We start from the raw sequence: 17,302 nt of genomic DNA, 5'->3' as shown, positions 1-17,302 counted from the left end.
CCATGCCGGGATGGCCGGAAATTACTCGAGAGCTGCTGCCCCACCGATGATTTCCAGGATTTCCGATGTAATCTGGGTCTGTCGAGCCCGGTTATACTGAGCCGACAGGGTTCCCACCATTTCATTCGCATTTTCCGTGGCGCCTTTCATGGCGACCATGCGGGCAATCTGCTCACTCACCGCGGCATCAAGGAAGCACTTAAACAGACGGGCCTTAAATGCAGTCGGAACAATTTCCTCAAGGATTTCCTGAGCAGAAGGCAGGAATTCATAGTCGTATTGTTCATCCGAATCCGTCGCTGATGTTTCCAGTGCACCAATCGGCAGCAGTGAGTGCACTACCGCTGCCTGGCGGGAAGACGAGATGAATTCGGTATAGGCGACGTCGAGTCGATCGATTTTGCCTTCGATGTATTCCGTGATGTAACGGCTGGCCAGATCGTCTACTTCTTCAAAGGTCGGACGATCTTCGAAGTGCGTGTAGCTGTTGTCGGCCGTAACTCCCTGGAATTTCAAAAAGCTGATGCCACGCTTACCGGAAACTTCCAGACGGACATTCTGTCCTTCGCTCTGCAGTTCCTGGTAACGCTTGAGTGCCAGTTTCAAAACGCCGGTATTGTAACCGCCACACAATCCCCGGTTGGATGTCAGCACGAGCAGTACCGAGTTCTTTTCGGTTTCGTGTTTTTCCAGCAGGGGATGGTGGAATTCCAGATTTGCCTGGGACAGATCGGCGACGAGCTCGGAAATCTTGCGGGTATAGGCAGCAGCTTCCGCAGCACGGTCCATGGCTTTCTTGAATCGCGCGGTGGCGATCAATTCCATGGTCCGTGTGATCTTACGGATGTTTTTAACTGCCTTTAATCGTTTGACGATGGCACGTGCTTTGGCCATTAGATTCTAAACCTGTTTTCGATTAACTGTGCAAGCAATGAATACGGTAACGAGTCGACTACGCGTTCTTACGCAGGTACTGCTCGACAAAGGTCGCGAGAACCGTTTTGAGCTGTTCGACGGTTTCGTCTTCCAGCTGTCCGGTTTCTGTGATCTTGTCGGTGATCTCAGGATACTGATCGTGGATGAACTGCAGCATCTCGTTTTCGGCGTCCTGAACCTGGTTGATCGGCACTTTGTCGAAGAAACCTTTGGTTCCGGCAAACAGACTGACAACCTGGTCGGCCATTGACATCGGCTTGAACTGAGGCTGTTTCAGCAGTTCAACCATGCGATAACCGCGGTCGAGCTGCGCCTGGGTTGCTTTATCCAGTTCGGTACCCATCTGGGCAAACGCTTCCAGTTCACGGAAGGCCGCCAGGTCGAGTCGCAGACTACCGGAAACACTCTTGGTTGCTTTCGTCTGAGCGTTACCACCCACGCGGGATACACTGATACCCACGTTGATCGCGGGACGAATCCCGGCGAAGAACAGGTCCGGTTCCAGATAGATCTGACCGTCGGTAATCGAAATCACGTTGGTGGGAATGTAGGCAGATACTTCCCCTTCCAGAGTTTCAATAATCGGCAGAGCAGTCATCGAACCACCACCAAGTTCATCACTCAGACGGGCGGAACGTTCCAGCAGACGGCTGTGACAGTAGAATACGTCACCCGGGTAAGCTTCACGTCCGGGAGGACGACGCATCAACAGTGACAGCTGGCGATAAGCCTGTGCCTGCTTGGACAAGTCATCGTAAACGACCAGGGTGTGTTTACCCTGATACATGTAGTATTCTGCGATTGCGGCACCAGCGTAAGGAGCAATGTACTGCAGCGGTGCAGGGTCACTGGAAGACGCGGCGACAACCACTGTGTAGTCCATCGCACCGTGTTCTTCAAGCTGAGCAACAACGCCGGCAATACTGGCGGATCGCTGACCACAGCCGACATACACACAGACTACGTCCTTCCCCTTCTGGTTCAGAATCGCATCGATGGCGATGGCGGTTTTACCGGTCTTACGGTCACCAATAATCAACTCACGCTGACCACGTCCGATGGGGGTCATGGCGTCAATCGCCTTGATCCCGGTAGCCAGTGGCTGTTTTACAGGCTGACGGGCAGCAACACCGGGGGCAGCAACTTCCAGAGGTCTGGATTCCGTTGCCACAATCGGGCCTTTTCCGTCCAGTGGCGCACCCAGCGGGTCAATAACGCGCCCCAGCAGGTTGTCACTGACAGGCACGGAGAGCAGGGCTCCTGTGCTGCGTACTTCATCACCTTCGGCAATCGAAAGGTAATCACCGAAAATGATGATACCGACCGAGTTCTCTTCGAGGTTGAAGACCTGGCCGCGTACACCATTGGAAAACTCAACCATTTCACCAGACATGGCAGAAGACAGTCCATAGACGCGAGCAATACCATCGCCCACTTCAAGGACCCGCCCCACTTCGCTGGTTTCGATTTCGCCGCGAAAGTCTTCAATTTCCTTCTGGATAACTGAAGCGATCTCGTCCGCTTTGAATTTCATGAATGCTCCTATTGTCCAAACGTCCTCGCAGCTGTTTCAGCCGAGTACGCAGGGAACCATCATAAACTGTGTCATCAACCTGAATAACCAGTCCGCCCAGGACGTTCTGGTCTATGGATGTCTTTAATACCGGGATAAAGCCCAGTGTGTCATTCAAACGCTGTCGGATGCTGTCTAAAATAGGATCCGTAAGTTCGAAAGCCGATTTGACCACAACGGCCTTTTTACCGACTTCTGCATCACGCAGTTTGTTGATCTGTGTGTAGATCTGCTGTAACAGATTCAGTCGCTCGTGCCGTCCCAGCACACGCAGGAAATTCGTGAAAAGTTCCGAGGCATGCGGGGCAATCGCCCGGTCGATCAGCTGTAAAGATTCCTCTTTATTCAGCGATCGCGTGGTGAGCATCTTCCCGAACTGGGGATACTGATTCAGTGCAACATTCAGAAATTCAGCAAACTCCTCAATGGCGGAGTCTTTATCGGACTCGGGGACTGAACCAAGAAACGCTTTGGCATAAACCTTGGCCACCGAAATGGCACCAGGGTCCTCCATCACACTTGGAATCCGAGCTTTGATTTGTTCCTGATCGTTCACGCTGATCACAACTCACTGCTAAAGGATGAATACTTCAAACTTGATACAACAGGTTTGAAAAAGTTTTGTCGTTAGTTCAGTTCGAACTTCCGGAAATCTGTGCCAGAGCTTCTTCAACGAGCCGATCACGATCGGACTCGTTGAGGGCACGCCCCAGAACATGCTCGGTAGCATCGATTACGCGGGAGTTCATCTGGTCGAACAGATCTTTCAATGCCAGTTCCCGGGCACGTTCGATTTCATCGACAGCATGAGATTTAATTGACTCTGCTTCCTGACGCGCCTGTTCGAGAACATCCTGCTTGATGCGTTCTGCATCGGAGCGGGCCTCGACCATCATTGCCTGGATTTCGTCCTGAGCTGCTTCGATCTTTCGGGTATGCTCTTTAACCAGTTCTTCAGACTCTCGTTGTTTTGATTCCGCATCGCTGATAGCCGTGACAACCCGCTGTTCCCGTTCGTCCAGAGCCTGGATAAGTGGTCCCCAGGCAAATGACTTGAGTACAACGATGAATGCCACGAACACAACGAATGACCATAATGCCAGGTCGGTTTTCCAGTGCAGGGGCGGGCCTGCATGGTGACCTGCGTCTTCTGCTGCATACAAGGATGCATCTGAGCCCAGCAGGGCAGTACCCAGAATCATGCCACCGAATACGAGCAGCATGATCATGCATCGGCTTGAAAAAAGACTTTTAAACATGATCAAAAATCTCACATTGTTGTCTGAAGGAGGTTAAAGATATTGCCCGAAATCACGTCAGCGGTTCATGTCTGACGATTCGACCGTCTGTTCTCTGCCTGAGCAGAATCAGATCAGACAGATGATGAGCGCGAAGAAGGTAGCACCTTCGATCAACGCTGCAGCAATAATCATTGCAGTCTGAATCTTACCACCGGCTTCTGGCTGACGGGCGATTGCTTCAACAGCAGATGCACCGATTTTGCCAATCCCCAGAGCAGCACCAATAATGGTGATACCGGCACCAATGGCACCCAGAGAGATACCAGCTGCCTGTGCTGCGGCAGCACCTTCTTCAGCTGCGCCACCTTCTTGAGCCAATGCTGGAACAGCTGTGGCCAATACAACAACACATGTCACGCACATAATCCGTAAAGCCTGGATCATTGTAATTATCCCCTGACCTTTCTCAACGAGGAACACTCTAGAAATATACACAGCAAGTCTGAGTCAGATACCGACGGACATCTCAGTGAGGATGTACTGCGGTTCCAATAAACAGAGTTGCAAGAAACGCAAAAACATATGCCTGCAGGAATGCAACGAACAGTTCCAGCAGACCAACGAGGACCTGGGCAATGATACTGGATGGCATCACTACGGCCCACATACTTGAATCAGCAGTCAAAGCGATGAAGCCGAGGAAGACGGCAATCACGGTATGACCTGCCATGATATTGGCAAACAATCGAATGGCCAGTACGGCATGCTTAATCAGAAAGCCGACCAGCTCGATCACCCAGATCATGGGTACCAGAATAATCTTGAGCAGAAAAGGCAGTTCCATTGACGGTGCCAGCGACATCCAGAAACGGAAGAAGCCCAGTTCTCTGACGCCGTACATGATGACGGCACAGAATGTGGTGAATGCCAAGGCGATCGTCACGTTCAACTCGCCGGTTGCGGAACCCAGCCAGGGAATCGCACCCAGCAGGTTGCAGATCAGAACGTAGAAGAAGCAGGAGAGCACAAACGGCAGATATTTATCGGCAGGGTGTCCTACCTGTTGTTCGTGGTGATGACCATGATCGTGATCGTCATCATCGTGGTGATGTCCTTCACCAATCGTTGGCCGGACGACTTCGTCCCGCATGTAGATCACGATGGATTCCCAGAAGTTCCACCAGCGTCCGGTGACGACCTGACCGCCTGCGGCCCGTTTCGCCAGTCCCCGGAAAACAAAGAACAGGAATGCGACTGCGATCAGCTGAAGCAGCATGAATTTCGTAATCTGGAAGCCCAAAATACGTGGCAGCTCAACCTGCAAACCGGTGGGAAGGTCGAAATGAGCGAAATCGCGAACATGATGGAAGGTATCAGAGTGACCCGCGGCCATTGCTTCAGCTCGATATTAAAAAATGTTTCTGATCAAAACTCTGTTAACTCTAAACGGCTTCGGCAGAGTACCGAACGAGCAGTAATGTTTCAACCAATAGAGACGCAAAGTAACAAATCAATAACCAAATCAAAAATTCGGGTAAACCAAAATCAGGTTTGACTTTCAAAACAATCAAGGCACCTAGCCCGACTGTCATCAGTCGCAGTAACGTGGAGATACCCACGATGGCAACAGGAGCGATTTCACGATTCAGAAATCCGACCACCGGAAAGAGGATCAGGCCCGGAATCAGGCAGAGCAGGGTGGCATAGGTTAAGCCTTCCACTGCAAGGGGGCCAACCAGTCGCTGAGCCGGCAGATAAAGCACTGCAAACAGACCCAACAGTGTAGCGGTAAGAATGCCGCACTGTTTGAAAGCTGAGTCTGATGTCTTTGGCGTTGATTGCATGGTCAGCGGGTAGTGTTGTGTGTATTACTGGCGGTTATCATTCGAGAGATTCAGGAGTCTGTTGCAGACGATTGGTCATCCCTCTGATTTGAATTCTTTTTGTCGGTTGACCGATCTTTCCTTTTTCGTTCCTTCTGCTCGGCTTCTTTAGCCATTTGCAGCAAATGCATCATCCCGGCTATAAAACCAAACACTGCACCGACTGCGGTCAGCCAGGGCAGAGTTCCCCACTGCTTATCGAGCCAATATCCCAGAAAAGCAGGTAGTACCATTTCCAGACTGACTGTTGTCAGGCGGCTGACCCATTGATGGGCTTCTACCAGGGCAGAACGACCGCGCCGGTCCGGTTGAGGCATGGAGGATGCTTTCGATGATGTATCAAAAACAGAAGATCGTGTCGCAGTCAGCACGTACTTAAAGAACCAATCCGAACTGACTTGTTCAGACTGTAAAGAGATGTCTCCCAGGAGTCAAAGTATCTGCAACCTGAAATATGTGATTACCGGTTTTCTCAAAATTGGCATTCTGGATACGGGGGGTCTATTAGGCGTAAGAATAGATCTATGCTACCGAGATCTTTCTCTAGTTTGCAGGCGACGGTTACAAGAGAGTCTGCTGATCTGAAATCAGTACAACCACTTAGACTCTGGGGAGGACGGGAAATGTGAAGCGTATGATCACGTGGGGTTTCGTTGACCAGGCTCTTGATCAACTCTATGAATTTTTGATGAGGCTAAATTCTTAAGTGATAAATATATAACAGGATAGCGAACATTCTGATAAGTTTTTGTGTAATTGCAAATGCCCCATTAGTTGCTTTTTATCAACGCCCGTGTTAAAAAGTGTCCTAACGCTTCAAACATGTTTCATGTGTCAGCCGACATCTCAAACACCGTTCAAACGCGTTTCCAGACCCGGTAATAATCGCTTTACCAGACTGTATACGACGATTTGTGACTGTTTAGACGTGCAGACTTGAAGGGTAAGGAATCTCAGGACTAACTCTTTGGTTCAGTTCTGGTTCCTGAAAGTGAGAATTACTACTAGTGGCTTTCTGTTCTGGGAGAGTAGCGTCCTGGTCGAAATATTGATTTGACGTTTACAAGGTGTTCATACCATTCGGGCCGTTAGCATCAAAGGATTTATGTGGTCTGCGGCCATAAGAGTGTGTGGAACGGGGCAGATATGCTTTACATTGATCCTGAGTGTCATGGAAGACTAAGAGCATGATCAAGACGCCGACCAGTGTCTTGGTTGATTTTGGGAGTCATTCCAAATGTCCCCAGCGATTCTAAAGTCCCTTGAGAGCCAAACACGTCGCGATTTAGCGGCCACCGCCAAATCTCACGGAATTGCAGGCTGGCACGGTATGCGTAAGCAAGAACTGGTTAATGCCATCGCTAAAATCAAGATGGCGAAGTCCAAGCCCAAACGCAAAACCACCACTGCCAGCAATAAAAAATCTACCAGTTCCTCACCAACCCCTTCGTCTACTCCGAACCCGGCAGCTGTCCCTGCTTATCCCTCTCAGAATTCGACCACTCAAACTCCTTCCGAACAACCAGCTCGGATCCAGAAGCTTCTCAAATCGAATAGTCAGAAGCCTCAGAGTGATCGAATGCTCCCCACTTCAGAATCAGTTGAGACAAAACTGACCGCACAGGTCAAAGACTCCCACTGGTTAATGGCGAACTGGACAATTACCCAATCCAGTCTGGATCGGGCAAAAGCAGCCCTGGGGGCCTACTGGTATCAGGCCGTTCCGGTGATCCGTGTCTACGACATCACAACCAACGAGAACAGCCGCACCAGCAAAGCCTATGTGAAAGATGTCGAAGTCAAAATTGATTCCGGTCTGTGGTTTGTGCAGATCGATCAACCGGCCCGCTCTTACAAACTGCAACTGGGCTTTGTGACTCCGCAAAACAAGTTTTTCGGACTGGTCTACTCGCACAAACTCACACCTCCGATGCCGGAAGTCTGTGATAAAGGCGGACGCATCAAGCGTCGACTGGACAACAACTATTCCGCAACCCGTTCGCGGCGTTATACGTCCCGTGCGGAAAACGGAAATGGCGTTCCCTCACGACTCGCTTTACCTTTAAGTCTGGATCCCAGCGGCGAATCCAACGGTTCCCGTGCCAAGCAGGCGAAAAAGGAATTCCATGTTGAAACGGAACTGTTGATTCACGGCACTTCCGATCCCCAGGCAGAAGTGACACTGCTCGGCGAAAAGATCCCGGTCAGCAAGGAAGGGCGTTTTGCCCTGCGGTTAAGCCTGCCCAACGGGCGTCAGGTGATTCCTGCAGTCAACACCTCATCCAACAAGCGACGTCAGCAGACGATCGTTCTGGCTATCGAACGGAATACCAAAGATCTGGAACCCGTTCAACTCGACGAATAACTCGAATTTGCGCTCGCCTCGCCAGATGACTGACAGAGTGCGCTTCTCTGTCAGTCGGCGTTGCCGTAATAGACTTCGGTTGTCAAGCCAGTCGCTTCGCGCACTTTACGGGCAATCTCGTCAACCTGTTCTGACTTGAGGGAAGTCACATAAGCTTCCGCTGTACTGCGGGCAATCGTATAGACCTGCACCAGCTTGATCTGCCCTCCCGCAGCGACGAATTCATTCAGACGCGTGCAATAAGCGTCGATTTCCGCATCACTCGGCGGCTCCTCATTCACGAGCATGAACAGGCTCTGAATCACAATTGGCCGCTGTTTTGCAGCTGCGGTGATGTTCTCCAGGATCTGTGAAAATCGGATTTTCGTACGATCGATGAGTTTGAAGTACTCTTCCGTTCCCGCATCCAGCTTTGCCCAGACCTCTCCCTGATTCTCATCGAAAATCTTCAAGGCAGCCTGTGTGCCCGGACGGTGGAACATGCTCGCATTGCTGATCAGGACCAGCTTCACGTCATCAACGCCATGCTTGCGCTTGAGATCTGCAACAGCAGCGACAATCTGGTCAAAGTTCTTATAGGTTGTCGGCTCACCATCACCGGAAAAGGCGATGTCATTCAGGCGGCGTAATTCCTGGGGGACTGATTGGAACTTTTCGTCCTGGTAGATCTCACCACTCAGCACGAACTTGAGCATATGATCGAGCTCCTGCAGCAGCTGCTCGAAGCCCACGAATCGTGTTTCTGACTCCTCACGGCGATCCACCTGACAGTAGATACAGTCAAAGTTGCAGATCTTGTCCGGATTCAGGTTCACGCCGATAGAAATCCCCTTACTCCGCCGGGATAAAACCGGGTAGACGAACTTATTCTCGTGATAAGTTCGCTGGTGCTGGGAGTGCAGGGGGAGTGAAGAAGTCATGATTCGATTTCCCGTGAAAAAACAGCGGTTCTACCTGTTTTATATGAGTCGTCACCCGGAAAGACAAGAGGCCGCTGGTAAGTTATCGCCCGGCAGTGAGTGGAATCGTGAAGTTCAGTCAAATAAAAAACGCGTCGGAAACAGAGATCCGTTCCCGACGCGTTGCAATGTCATTCGATGGAATTGACCTGGATTAGACTTCTTTGGAATCAATCCAGCTCATCATCCGCCGCAGTTCTTTACCAACGGCTTCGATGGGATGCTGCCGGTTCAGACGACGAATCGCCTTGAAGGAAGCCTGGTTGGCTTTGTTTTCGAGCAACCAGTTCTTCGCAAATTCACCGGTCTGGATTTCTTCCAGAATCTTCTTCATTTCTTTGCGGGTTTCGTCGGTGATGATCCGTGGACCGCTGGAGTAATCGCCGTATTCAGCAGTGTTGGAGACACTATACCGCATGTAGTTCAGACCACCCTGGTAGAACAGGTCGACGATCAGTTTGAGTTCGTGCATACATTCAAAGTAGGCCATTTCGGGCTGATATCCGGCTTCAACCAGAGTATCAAAACCGGCTTTAACCAGTTCGCTGACACCACCACAGAGGACAACCTGCTCGCCGAACAGGTCGGTTTCGGTTTCTTCAGCGAAAGATGTTTCGATCACACCACCACGAGTACCACCGATACCTTTGGCATAGGCCAGAGCCAGTTGACGGGTGCTTTCAGAAGCCCCTTCAACCAGAGCGATCAGCGAGGGAACACCGCCCCCTTTGACGTATTCGCTGCGAACCAGGTGACCGGGACCTTTGGGAGCAACCAGGGCTGCGTCTACGCCAGCAGGCGGAACAACCTGGTTGAAGTGAATGTTGAAACCATGTGAGCAGAGCAGCAGGTTACCTTTGCTCAGGTTCGGCAGGATGTCGCTCTTGTAGAGATCGCCCTGAACTTCGTCGGGAAGCAGAATGTTGATCAGGTCGCCCTGTTTGGTGGCTTCTGCGATTGAGACCGGTTCAAATCCATGGCTGACGGCCAGATCGTAGTTTTCACTGCCTTTCCGCTGACCGATAATGACGTTACAGCCACTGTCGCGAAGGTTTTGAGCTTGAGCGTGTCCCTGGCTTCCGTAGCCGAGGATGGCAATGGTTTTGTCTTTCAACAGCGACAAGTCTGCATCGTCATCGTAATAAATTGTTACTGCCATAATCCTGATCTCTTGTATTGTTGTAAGGCGGTTAGAAGCAGAACCGGATCCGCTTCTACAAAAGGGAACTTGAACAGCCACACGTTGATTCGAATGAAGTTCGGAACACAACAGGCCGTCCAGAGAGAACAAAACAACCGTGATTCACATTTTTGTTTGTTCGCGGCGGATTCTTAAGCTGTTTCCACAGGTTCCTCAGTGGGAGCTTCTGCTTTCACGACTTCAGAGCGTAACAGGGCAATCCGACCTGTACGAACCATTTCAAGAATCCCAAACGGTCGCATCACGTCAATAAATGCATTGATCTTCGATTCCTGACCGGAAATCTCGATCATTACGTTTTCGGTGCTCACGTCAACGATTTTCGCACGGAAAATTTCGACTAATTCGCGAATTTCTGAGCGGGTTTTTCCGGGAGTCGCTACTTTCATCAGCATCAGGTCGCGTTCGACAAAGTCCTGTCCGGAAAAATCGACCACTTTCACTACGGTAACCAGCTTTTCCAGCTGTTTTCTGACCTGATCCAGCTTGTTGTAATCGCCGACGACAAAAGTAATTCGGGAAAACTGGGGTTCTTCGGTTTCACCGACCGCCAGACTCTCAATGTTAAAAGAGCGTGAGGCCAGCATGCCTGAAATCTGGGCCAGGACACCCGGTTGATTCATGACCAGAGCAGAAAGAACGTGTTTCATCCCAAAACCTTAATCCGTGTACAATCAGAAACTCAAAAATACGTGACAAGTGATTGAAGCATACAGTCTAGTCGCGGCAGTGAGTCGCGGCAAGTCCCGCAGTCGATAACTCTCAGACTCGGCTTATGATCAGGACGATTAGACCGGTTATGCCTCTACCTTACTTCCGGAACAGACAGGTTTACCTCCGATTGGGTTCATTTGCGTAGAAAACCCCACGACTCGGGCATTTTCGCCAGTTCCCGGAGCGGGGGTTTTGACAGCCAGCCTGGACTCTGTTTTAATAAATACCCGATACAAGCGGAATTTGGCCCTCTGACGAAGAAGAGCGAGAGCAAGGATGACTCAAAACTGGCGATTTGCCCCCCACGATGAATCTCAGGTACGCCGCCTCAGTTCTGAAATGCGGATTTCTCCCCTCCTGGCCCAGGTTTTGATCGCCCGCGGGCTCCAGGATGTGGGCACTGCCCGCAGTTTTATCAACGCTCGCATGAATGAGCTGCTCGATCCCTGCAGTATGCCCGGCATCGAAGAAGCTACCGACCGTGTGATCGCTGCCCTGAACTCTAAACGTCGGATTACTATCTACGGCGACTACGACGTCGACGGCATGACCGCCACCAGTATTCTGCTGCAGTGCATCACCCTGGCCAACGGACAATGTGACTATTTCATCCCCAACCGCCTGGATGATGGCTACGGCCTGAACTGCGATGCCATTCGCGAATTACACGAAGAAGATCCCGAGCGGCTGTTGATTACCGTCGACTGTGGGATCACCAGTGTCACAGAGGCTGCTCTCGCAAAAGAACTCGGCCTGGAACTGATCATTACCGATCACCATCAGATGGATGAAGAGCTGCCGGCTGCGGCCTGCCTCGTACATCCTCGTCTCCCCGGAGGCGACTATGGATTTCCTCACCTCTGTGGTGCCGGTGTCGCTTTAAAACTGGCCTGGGCCGTTTGTCAGAAACTGGGTGATGGCCAGAAAGCCTCTCCCCAGATGCGCGAGTTTCTCAAATGTGCCGTCGGGTTGGCTGCAATTGGGACTATTGCCGATGTGGTTCCCCTCGTTGGTGAAAATCGGATTATTGTTCGCTACGGACTCGGGGCACTTGCAGAACTGGCTCCCCTGGGACTGCAGGAACTGATGAAAGTCGCGGAGATCAAAACCGGTCAGCCACTCGATACCGAAGACATCGGTTTTGCCATCGCGCCCCGACTGAATGCCGCCGGTCGACTGGGGCAGGCCCGCCTGGCAGTGGAACTGCTCACCACCAGTAATCGGGAACGGGCCGTGCAGCTGGCACTCTACCTGGATGAACTCAATAAAAACCGTCGCACGGTCGAACGCCGGATTCTCAAACAGGCACGCGAGATGGTCGAAGAGAACGCCGAGTGGGAAGAGCATCAGACCCTGGTCCTCGCCCATCCGGACTGGCACCCCGGTGTGATCGGCATCGTTGCAAACCGAGTCGCCGAGCATTTTGAAAAACCAACGGTATTGATCGCCCTTGAAGCCGCGACCCGCACCGGTCAGGGATCGGCGCGGTCCTTCGCCGGCTTCGATCTGCATGCCGGTTTCTCATCCTGTGCTGAGCACCTGATGCGCTTCGGCGGTCACCAGGCTGCCGCAGGCTTGCGCATCGAAGAGGACAAAATCGAAGACTTTCGTCAGGCGTTCGCCGCCTATGCGGCTACGGCACCACCACCGTCAGACGACGATCTACTGGTGAAGATCGATGCGGAAGTATGTCTGAATGAGATCACCAAACAGGCGGTTCTGGAACTGGATTGCCTGGGCCCCTTCGGGCAGGAGAATCCACGGCCTCAGTTTGTCGCCACCCGGGTCGAACTGGCCGAGCCTCCCAAAACGATGGGAGAAGGGGGACGGCACCTTTCACTGGTCTTCCAGCAGCACAAAACCCGCATTCGTGCCATCGCTTTCGGCAAAGGGGAGTGGGCCAGCCAGATGGAAGAAGCCGGCGGTCCTTTTTCGATCAGCTTCGCTCCGAATATCAACCGCTTTCGTGGTTTTGAAAGCGTACAGCTCCAACTGAAGGACTGGATTTCTGAAACAGCTGATACTCCCGTTACTTCCTGAGCCGAAAGGCGCTCTCAGTCTTCACTGATCAACTCGATCCCCGAGATGAGGGGAGCGGCCTGAGAGCCACGGACAGACTTGAATTCCAGCTCCAGCTGATCGGTCACCACCACTCCGGGGATTTCCTTGACCAGGCTTCGCATGGGCTGACCAGTCTCAGCCAGAATATCGAAGTCCTGCAGCACCCGTTCTCCCTGCAGGAATACATCAAACTTTCGTTCCCCGATTTTGAGTTTCATGTTCGGTTCATTGAAAGTCAGGCGAACTGAATATCGTCGGGCATTTTCATTCGTTTTCGCTGCAACATCTTCAGGACGGTTCTCCGCCGCTGTCTCTTTCTTTTTCAGTACCAGTCGCGCCGATCCGGAAGTCGGTCCCCGATAAGAGCGGGCTGTGCGTGTGCCCGTACCGGTGATGATAAATGAAATCGGATTGCCCGGTTTCCAACCAGGCTGCTGGCGAATTTCATCGAGAATGGGTTTTAAATCAGGCGTCCGTTGTGCTTCACCAGCAGCATCCACCTTGGTCCAGGCAGGAGGCGACCAGGCGACGACAGCCCGCGTCCGTTTTCGGCCGGAGAGATTGTGTTTTGATTCCATCAGTGGTTTCGAATCGACAGTCAGCTCACCTTGAATTTTCAGCTGGCACTCTTCCTTGCCCGTCTCATCGACAGTGAATTGAATATAGGCTGCTTCGAGTTCGTCGGTGCGTGACAGGGGGATATCGGTAAAACGAATCGCCACGACCTGTGGATTACCGCCATCCAGTGTCAGCTCCAGATCGCTGCTGTTCATGCTGACGTTCCCCTTGGGATTCTCTTCCGCGTCATCATCTACACTGGCCACAGGAATGCCTTCTCCTTGTTTGGCTGAATCCTCCTGGCGGATGGCGATCGTAATCTTCTTCGGATCTTCAATGCCGGAGGCAGCGACCCAGCTCAAACCCGGTTTCGACGGTGAATCGCTGATTTTAAGCGCATGGTGGCGGAAGGTGCGATATTTTTTGTTTGAGATGGTGACTGCTAAGTCAGGAGACTCCCCACCCACGCTAGGATAATCCAGCCAGAGCGTACCGGTGTCTGCCCCGCGATCCCCGGGGGCACCGAAATTGATCCCCGCCTGTTTCACCACTCCCGTCGACTCTGCAGCGTCCTGTAACTGGCTGTTGGTCCAGATTTCGATTTCAGGCATGTGGATCAAGGCCAGGGAGGTCTGGTTCTGATAGGAGCAACTGCAGGTGCGAGTGTAATCGGGGGCATTCAATACACCATTCGCCACAACCAAATTCGAAGTACAACTCGATTTGAACCCGCCGAAATTACCGGTCCCACTCTGATTGGCCAGATCATAAAACCCCGCAGCCCCAGATCGGAATGTCAGCAGATTCTCACTGGCAATCACATAATTGCAGCCATAGGTACGGGAAAACTTCAGCGGCTCTTTTTCGCGGGTAATTGGATTCGTAATCGTGTAAGGGCTGCCATCCCTGATGTGAAAGGCGCCCCCTGAGACCTGGTACGAATTAGCCGAAGTGATAATCAGATCGTTGTGCAGCACCAGCGGACCGGTATATTTCTGATCCTTTTTCTGCCAGAGAATGGTGCCGTCATCGGCCTGGTAGGCAATCATACCCTGGCCCACTTCATCACTGAGGCGATCGCTGGCCCGGGCACCGGCCTGCAACAGCAGATCATGTTTTTCAGAGTAGCCCAGCCAGGAACCAAAGATACTTTCCTTTGTCGACCAGAGTTCTTTCCCGGTCTGCAGATCCAGGCAGAGAATGCGGTACTGTGAAGGATCAGCCATGCCGCGCCGCGACAGTTTTTTCTCGGCACTCGCAGGAAGTTTGTCGAGGCAGTACAACCGATTCCGTCCCGCGACGATTCCGTTGTGTAAGAATGAATGCACGGCATCGACCTGCCAGAGTTTTTCTCCCGACCGACGATCAAAGGCGATCAACCCTCGACTGGCAGACAAGTCAGTCGCCGCGGGGCCGTCCTTGCCAGCTTTCTCCTCAACTTTTTTGCCGTAATGAGCAAATCCATTTCCAGCCAGTAGGATATCCTGGTCCACAGCGATAAAGGCCCAGTCTTTTTTAGGATCCGGCAGTTTGACGATTCGTTGCGTCTGCCCATCAACGGCACTCAGCACATGGCACTCAGCGCCAATGGCCAGATAGACCTCTTCCGCTGTGGCGATATAGTTGGTGCCGCGGGCATTCGCTCCGGGAATATGTTTCTGGTTGTATTGCGTACTTAGTGGCGTGTCGGCATAAGTCGAATTGAAATAGATGCCAAACGTGCCCAGGTCGTCAAATTCACGTCTCCAGAGCACTTCCCCCGTGTAAACATCGCGGGCACTCAGGCTGTTCATCCCTTCCAGGAATGTGCGACCGCCGATGACCTGCTCAGGCGGGCCATGCCCGTGTCGCGGGAGCACATCGTCGTGCGAATTACCGCCAAACCAGAGGACACCTAACGGGAGTTTGACTCGCTTGTCATTCGATTTCACACTGTTCGCGATATCCCCATACTGGTGCGTCCAGTCGGCCGAATCAGGCAGTGCCCCCACTCGGCGAATCAGGAGACCATCGGCCAGTTCAGCCACCTCAGCTTTAGGAAGCTGCGCCTGACGGATCATATTTTTGAGAGAATCAAGTCGCTCGTCTGCTGCAGGAATCCAGATGACACCGCCATACGGGCGAACCGAGCGATAAATTTGCTGCAGGGAGGCACTGGTCAGCGATTCCACCTGCGGAGCGCTGACGATCGTCACCCGGGCAATGTGTTGTGGCGACTTGAAACGGGTCGGAGTTGCTTGGTGAGCCGAGATACGCGTGCCATATTCCCCACGAGCGTCATAACGTTTGCGGAGTGCAGCGACACGCTGCACATCAGGCTCCAGCACCAACAGTTGCAACGGAGAGAGTCGCAGGAAAGCGTCCAGTAAATCAGGATTATCCCCGCCCACGCAGACAGCATATCCGGTACGGGTTTCGGTCTGTTTCAGAATCCTGGCAGCTAGTTCCATGGCAGCGGGATCGACGGCCGGTTTCGTTTCCGATGTGGCCTCCGTGATTATGGATTCAGTTTGCTCTCCCGGTGCGGCGAACGCCATGATCGCGCCCTCCTGAGTGACCGCGTAGAGCCTGTTATCTGCAGCCAGTAAACGAGCGACGGTTCCGGAAATGGGTTGTTGCCAGGCAACCTGCGGTTTGGCATCTGGACTGGCTGGCAGTTCGACAGCGGAAAGCGTCTGCTCGCCCACTGCGTAGAGACGATTTCCGGCTCGGATCAGATCTCCCTGTCCATCCACGGGGAGAGACCAGAGTGCCTTATGCTGATTATTAAAGGCCTCCAGCACCGGCTGTTTATTTTTGAGACTGGCGGAATAGATCTGTTCTTCGTGGAGCACCGGTTCATTGTGCACGTACAGGTTGGGCAATCCGGTTTCCAGATTGTAAGCACGAACTCCCCGATAGCGGGTATGCACAAAGAATTCTTTCTCGCCTGAAATCACGAACGAACCGCCGTTCCCTTTGCCTCCCAGGTGAAAGTACTTCAATTCGCCGGTCTTGCGATCCAGGGCTGCGGGAACGGAACGACCGCCGGGCACCAGCAGCAGTTCTTCAGTTGCCACGAGCGTGCCCTGTGGCGCCACACCCGCAAAAGAAGGGGCGCTATGCGGCTGTTTGATGTAGCTGGCGCTGGTCGAATCATTTACCCAGGTGACCGTTCCGGTCTCTGCATCCAGAGCATAAATGAACGTCCCCATAAACGGCCAGATACTGGCTGCAAAATATATCTGATCGTCGTATAAAACAGGACCGCCGCGGGCAGGCCAGGCAGAAATCACCCGCTGATTTCCCAATGTCTTCTGTGCCGCTGGCGCGCCACGAAACTTCCAGATCAAAGTTCCGTCGCTGCTGTTGAGGCAATAGAGGTGTCCGTCATCACTGACCAGGTAGACCCTGTCTTCCGTCGCAACCGGCGAAAAACGAACGGGACCATCGGTGAAGAACGTCCAGAGCGTCTCCCCGGTCCGAGTATCCAGAGCGACGAGTTTATCGGCGTCATTAAACCCGACAAACATTCGCTGGCCAGACACCACCGGTTCAAAGACTTTGTCGTACGTCATCAGGTCATTGTTTAACGGGTCATCCCAGACCTGTTTCCGTGGGCTGAACTTCCGGGTCCAGACAGGCGTCAACTGGTCGGGCAGGGCAGCAGGCGAGGAGGCCGTATGACCGGCGTCATAGCGCCACATCGGCCAGTCGCCTGCCTCCAGAACCGGGACGCTATGGAGACAGGCCGTCACACAGATCAGGAATGGCAAGTAAAATATAGATCGAGTCATAGAAATGATTTTCATGGTTAACACACTCAAAAACG

General features: G+C 52.5%; 14 protein-coding genes. 2 read left to right on the top strand and 12 right to left on the bottom strand.

The window, feature by feature from the left end:
* Positions 1–21 precede the first annotated feature (21 nt).
* The 8 genes from atpG to RID21_RS16870 all read right to left on the bottom strand — a co-directional run bounded on the left by atpG (position 22) and on the right by RID21_RS16870 (position 6,004).
* Positions 22–894, bottom strand: a complete 873-nt coding sequence (gene atpG, locus RID21_RS16905; RefSeq protein ID WP_350190816.1) for an ATP synthase F1 subunit gamma — start codon at positions 892–894, stop codon at positions 22–24.
* A 58-nt stretch (positions 895–952) separates the two neighbouring features.
* The gene (atpA, locus tag RID21_RS16900; protein ID WP_350190814.1) at positions 953–2,470 is read right to left on the bottom strand and encodes a F0F1 ATP synthase subunit alpha; all 1,518 of its coding nucleotides are present in this window, start codon (positions 2,468–2,470) and stop codon (positions 953–955) included.
* Positions 2,421–3,023 carry an ATP synthase F1 subunit delta gene (gene atpH / locus RID21_RS16895; protein WP_350190958.1) on the bottom strand — a complete coding sequence of 201 codons (603 nt, stop codon included), beginning with the start codon at positions 3,021–3,023 and terminating at the stop codon, positions 2,421–2,423. The genes atpA and atpH overlap by 50 nt, the downstream gene beginning before the upstream one ends.
* 118 nt (positions 3,024–3,141) lie before the next feature.
* Positions 3,142–3,732 carry a F0F1 ATP synthase subunit B gene (gene atpF, locus RID21_RS16890; protein ID WP_350190812.1) on the bottom strand — a complete coding sequence of 197 codons (591 nt, stop codon included), beginning with the start codon at positions 3,730–3,732 and terminating at the stop codon, positions 3,142–3,144.
* Positions 3,733–3,876: 144 nt separating this feature from the next.
* Positions 3,877–4,071 carry an ATP synthase F0 subunit C gene (gene atpE / locus RID21_RS16885; protein ID WP_145046274.1) on the bottom strand — a complete coding sequence of 65 codons (195 nt, stop codon included), beginning with the start codon at positions 4,069–4,071 and terminating at the stop codon, positions 3,877–3,879.
* 205 nt (positions 4,072–4,276) lie between these two features.
* A complete protein-coding gene (gene atpB, locus RID21_RS16880; RefSeq protein ID WP_350190810.1) occupies positions 4,277–5,143 on the bottom strand; it encodes a F0F1 ATP synthase subunit A in 867 nt (288 codons plus the stop codon).
* Positions 5,144–5,192: 49 nt separating this feature from the next.
* A complete protein-coding gene (locus tag RID21_RS16875; RefSeq protein ID WP_350190809.1) occupies positions 5,193–5,513 on the bottom strand; it encodes a hypothetical protein in 321 nt (106 codons plus the stop codon).
* Positions 5,514–5,644: 131 nt separating this feature from the next.
* Entirely contained in the window at positions 5,645–6,004 is a 360-nt protein-coding gene (locus RID21_RS16870; RefSeq protein WP_350190807.1) for an AtpZ/AtpI family protein, read from the bottom strand.
* Between the two features lie 866 nt (positions 6,005–6,870).
* Here RID21_RS16870 and RID21_RS16865 point away from each other — a divergent pair.
* Positions 6,871–7,998, top strand: coding sequence for a DUF4912 domain-containing protein (locus RID21_RS16865; protein ID WP_155367187.1), 1,128 nt, complete (start codon positions 6,871–6,873; stop codon positions 7,996–7,998).
* A gap of 50 nt (positions 7,999–8,048) precedes the next feature.
* Here RID21_RS16865 and RID21_RS16860 read toward each other — a convergent pair whose 3' ends face one another.
* From RID21_RS16860 to ilvN, 3 genes are all read right to left on the bottom strand, one after another.
* Entirely contained in the window at positions 8,049–8,918 is an 870-nt protein-coding gene (locus RID21_RS16860) for a radical SAM protein (protein WP_350190805.1), read from the bottom strand.
* Between the two features lie 193 nt (positions 8,919–9,111).
* Positions 9,112–10,116 carry a ketol-acid reductoisomerase gene (gene ilvC, locus RID21_RS16855; RefSeq protein ID WP_145185355.1) on the bottom strand — a complete coding sequence of 335 codons (1,005 nt, stop codon included), beginning with the start codon at positions 10,114–10,116 and terminating at the stop codon, positions 9,112–9,114.
* Between the two features lie 173 nt (positions 10,117–10,289).
* On the bottom strand, positions 10,290–10,808 hold the full coding sequence (gene ilvN, locus RID21_RS16850; RefSeq protein WP_350190803.1) for an acetolactate synthase small subunit: 519 nt from the start codon (positions 10,806–10,808) through the stop codon (positions 10,290–10,292).
* A 340-nt stretch (positions 10,809–11,148) separates the two neighbouring features.
* On the opposite strand from ilvN, the gene recJ reads away from it, so the two are divergent.
* Positions 11,149–12,912: a single-stranded-DNA-specific exonuclease RecJ gene (gene recJ, locus RID21_RS16845; protein ID WP_350190801.1), complete on the top strand. Its 1,764-nt coding sequence runs from the start codon at positions 11,149–11,151 to the stop codon at positions 12,910–12,912.
* Between the two features lie 14 nt (positions 12,913–12,926).
* Here the strand turns inward: recJ and RID21_RS16840 are convergent, their stop codons facing one another.
* The gene (locus RID21_RS16840) at positions 12,927–17,267 is read right to left on the bottom strand and encodes an outer membrane protein assembly factor BamB family protein (RefSeq protein WP_350190799.1); all 4,341 of its coding nucleotides are present in this window, start codon (positions 17,265–17,267) and stop codon (positions 12,927–12,929) included.
* Between the last annotated feature and the right edge of the window lie 35 nt (positions 17,268–17,302).

It is taken from the genome of Gimesia sp., from assembly GCF_040219335.1.
Classification (GTDB): Bacteria; Planctomycetota; Planctomycetia; order Planctomycetales; family Planctomycetaceae; genus Gimesia.
The sequence above is the reverse complement of the archived record's forward strand: the minus strand, read 5'-3'. Positions and strand labels throughout refer to the sequence as shown.

Bases quoted from the DNA above. Each gene is read 5' to 3' on its own strand.
- ilvN (WP_350190803.1), bottom strand. From the start codon at position 10,808: ATGAAACACGTTCTTTCTGCTCTGGTCATGAATCAACCGGGTGTCCTG.
- atpB (WP_350190810.1), bottom strand. From the start codon at position 5,143: ATGGCCGCGGGTCACTCTGATACCTTCCATCATGTTCGCGATTTCGCT.
- atpG (WP_350190816.1), bottom strand. From the start codon at position 894: ATGGCCAAAGCACGTGCCATCGTCAAACGATTAAAGGCAGTTAAAAAC.
- RID21_RS16865 (WP_155367187.1), top strand. From the start codon at position 6,871: ATGTCCCCAGCGATTCTAAAGTCCCTTGAGAGCCAAACACGTCGCGAT.
- ilvC (WP_145185355.1), bottom strand. From the start codon at position 10,116: ATGGCAGTAACAATTTATTACGATGACGATGCAGACTTGTCGCTGTTG.
- RID21_RS16860 (WP_350190805.1), bottom strand. From the start codon at position 8,918: ATGACTTCTTCACTCCCCCTGCACTCCCAGCACCAGCGAACTTATCAC.
- atpA (WP_350190814.1), bottom strand. From the start codon at position 2,470: ATGAAATTCAAAGCGGACGAGATCGCTTCAGTTATCCAGAAGGAAATT.
- recJ (WP_350190801.1), top strand. From the start codon at position 11,149: ATGACTCAAAACTGGCGATTTGCCCCCCACGATGAATCTCAGGTACGC.
- atpH (WP_350190958.1), bottom strand. From the start codon at position 3,023: ATGGAGGACCCTGGTGCCATTTCGGTGGCCAAGGTTTATGCCAAAGCG.
- atpF (WP_350190812.1), bottom strand. From the start codon at position 3,732: ATGCTGCTCGTATTCGGTGGCATGATTCTGGGTACTGCCCTGCTGGGC.
- RID21_RS16840 (WP_350190799.1), bottom strand. From the start codon at position 17,267: ATGACTCGATCTATATTTTACTTGCCATTCCTGATCTGTGTGACGGCC.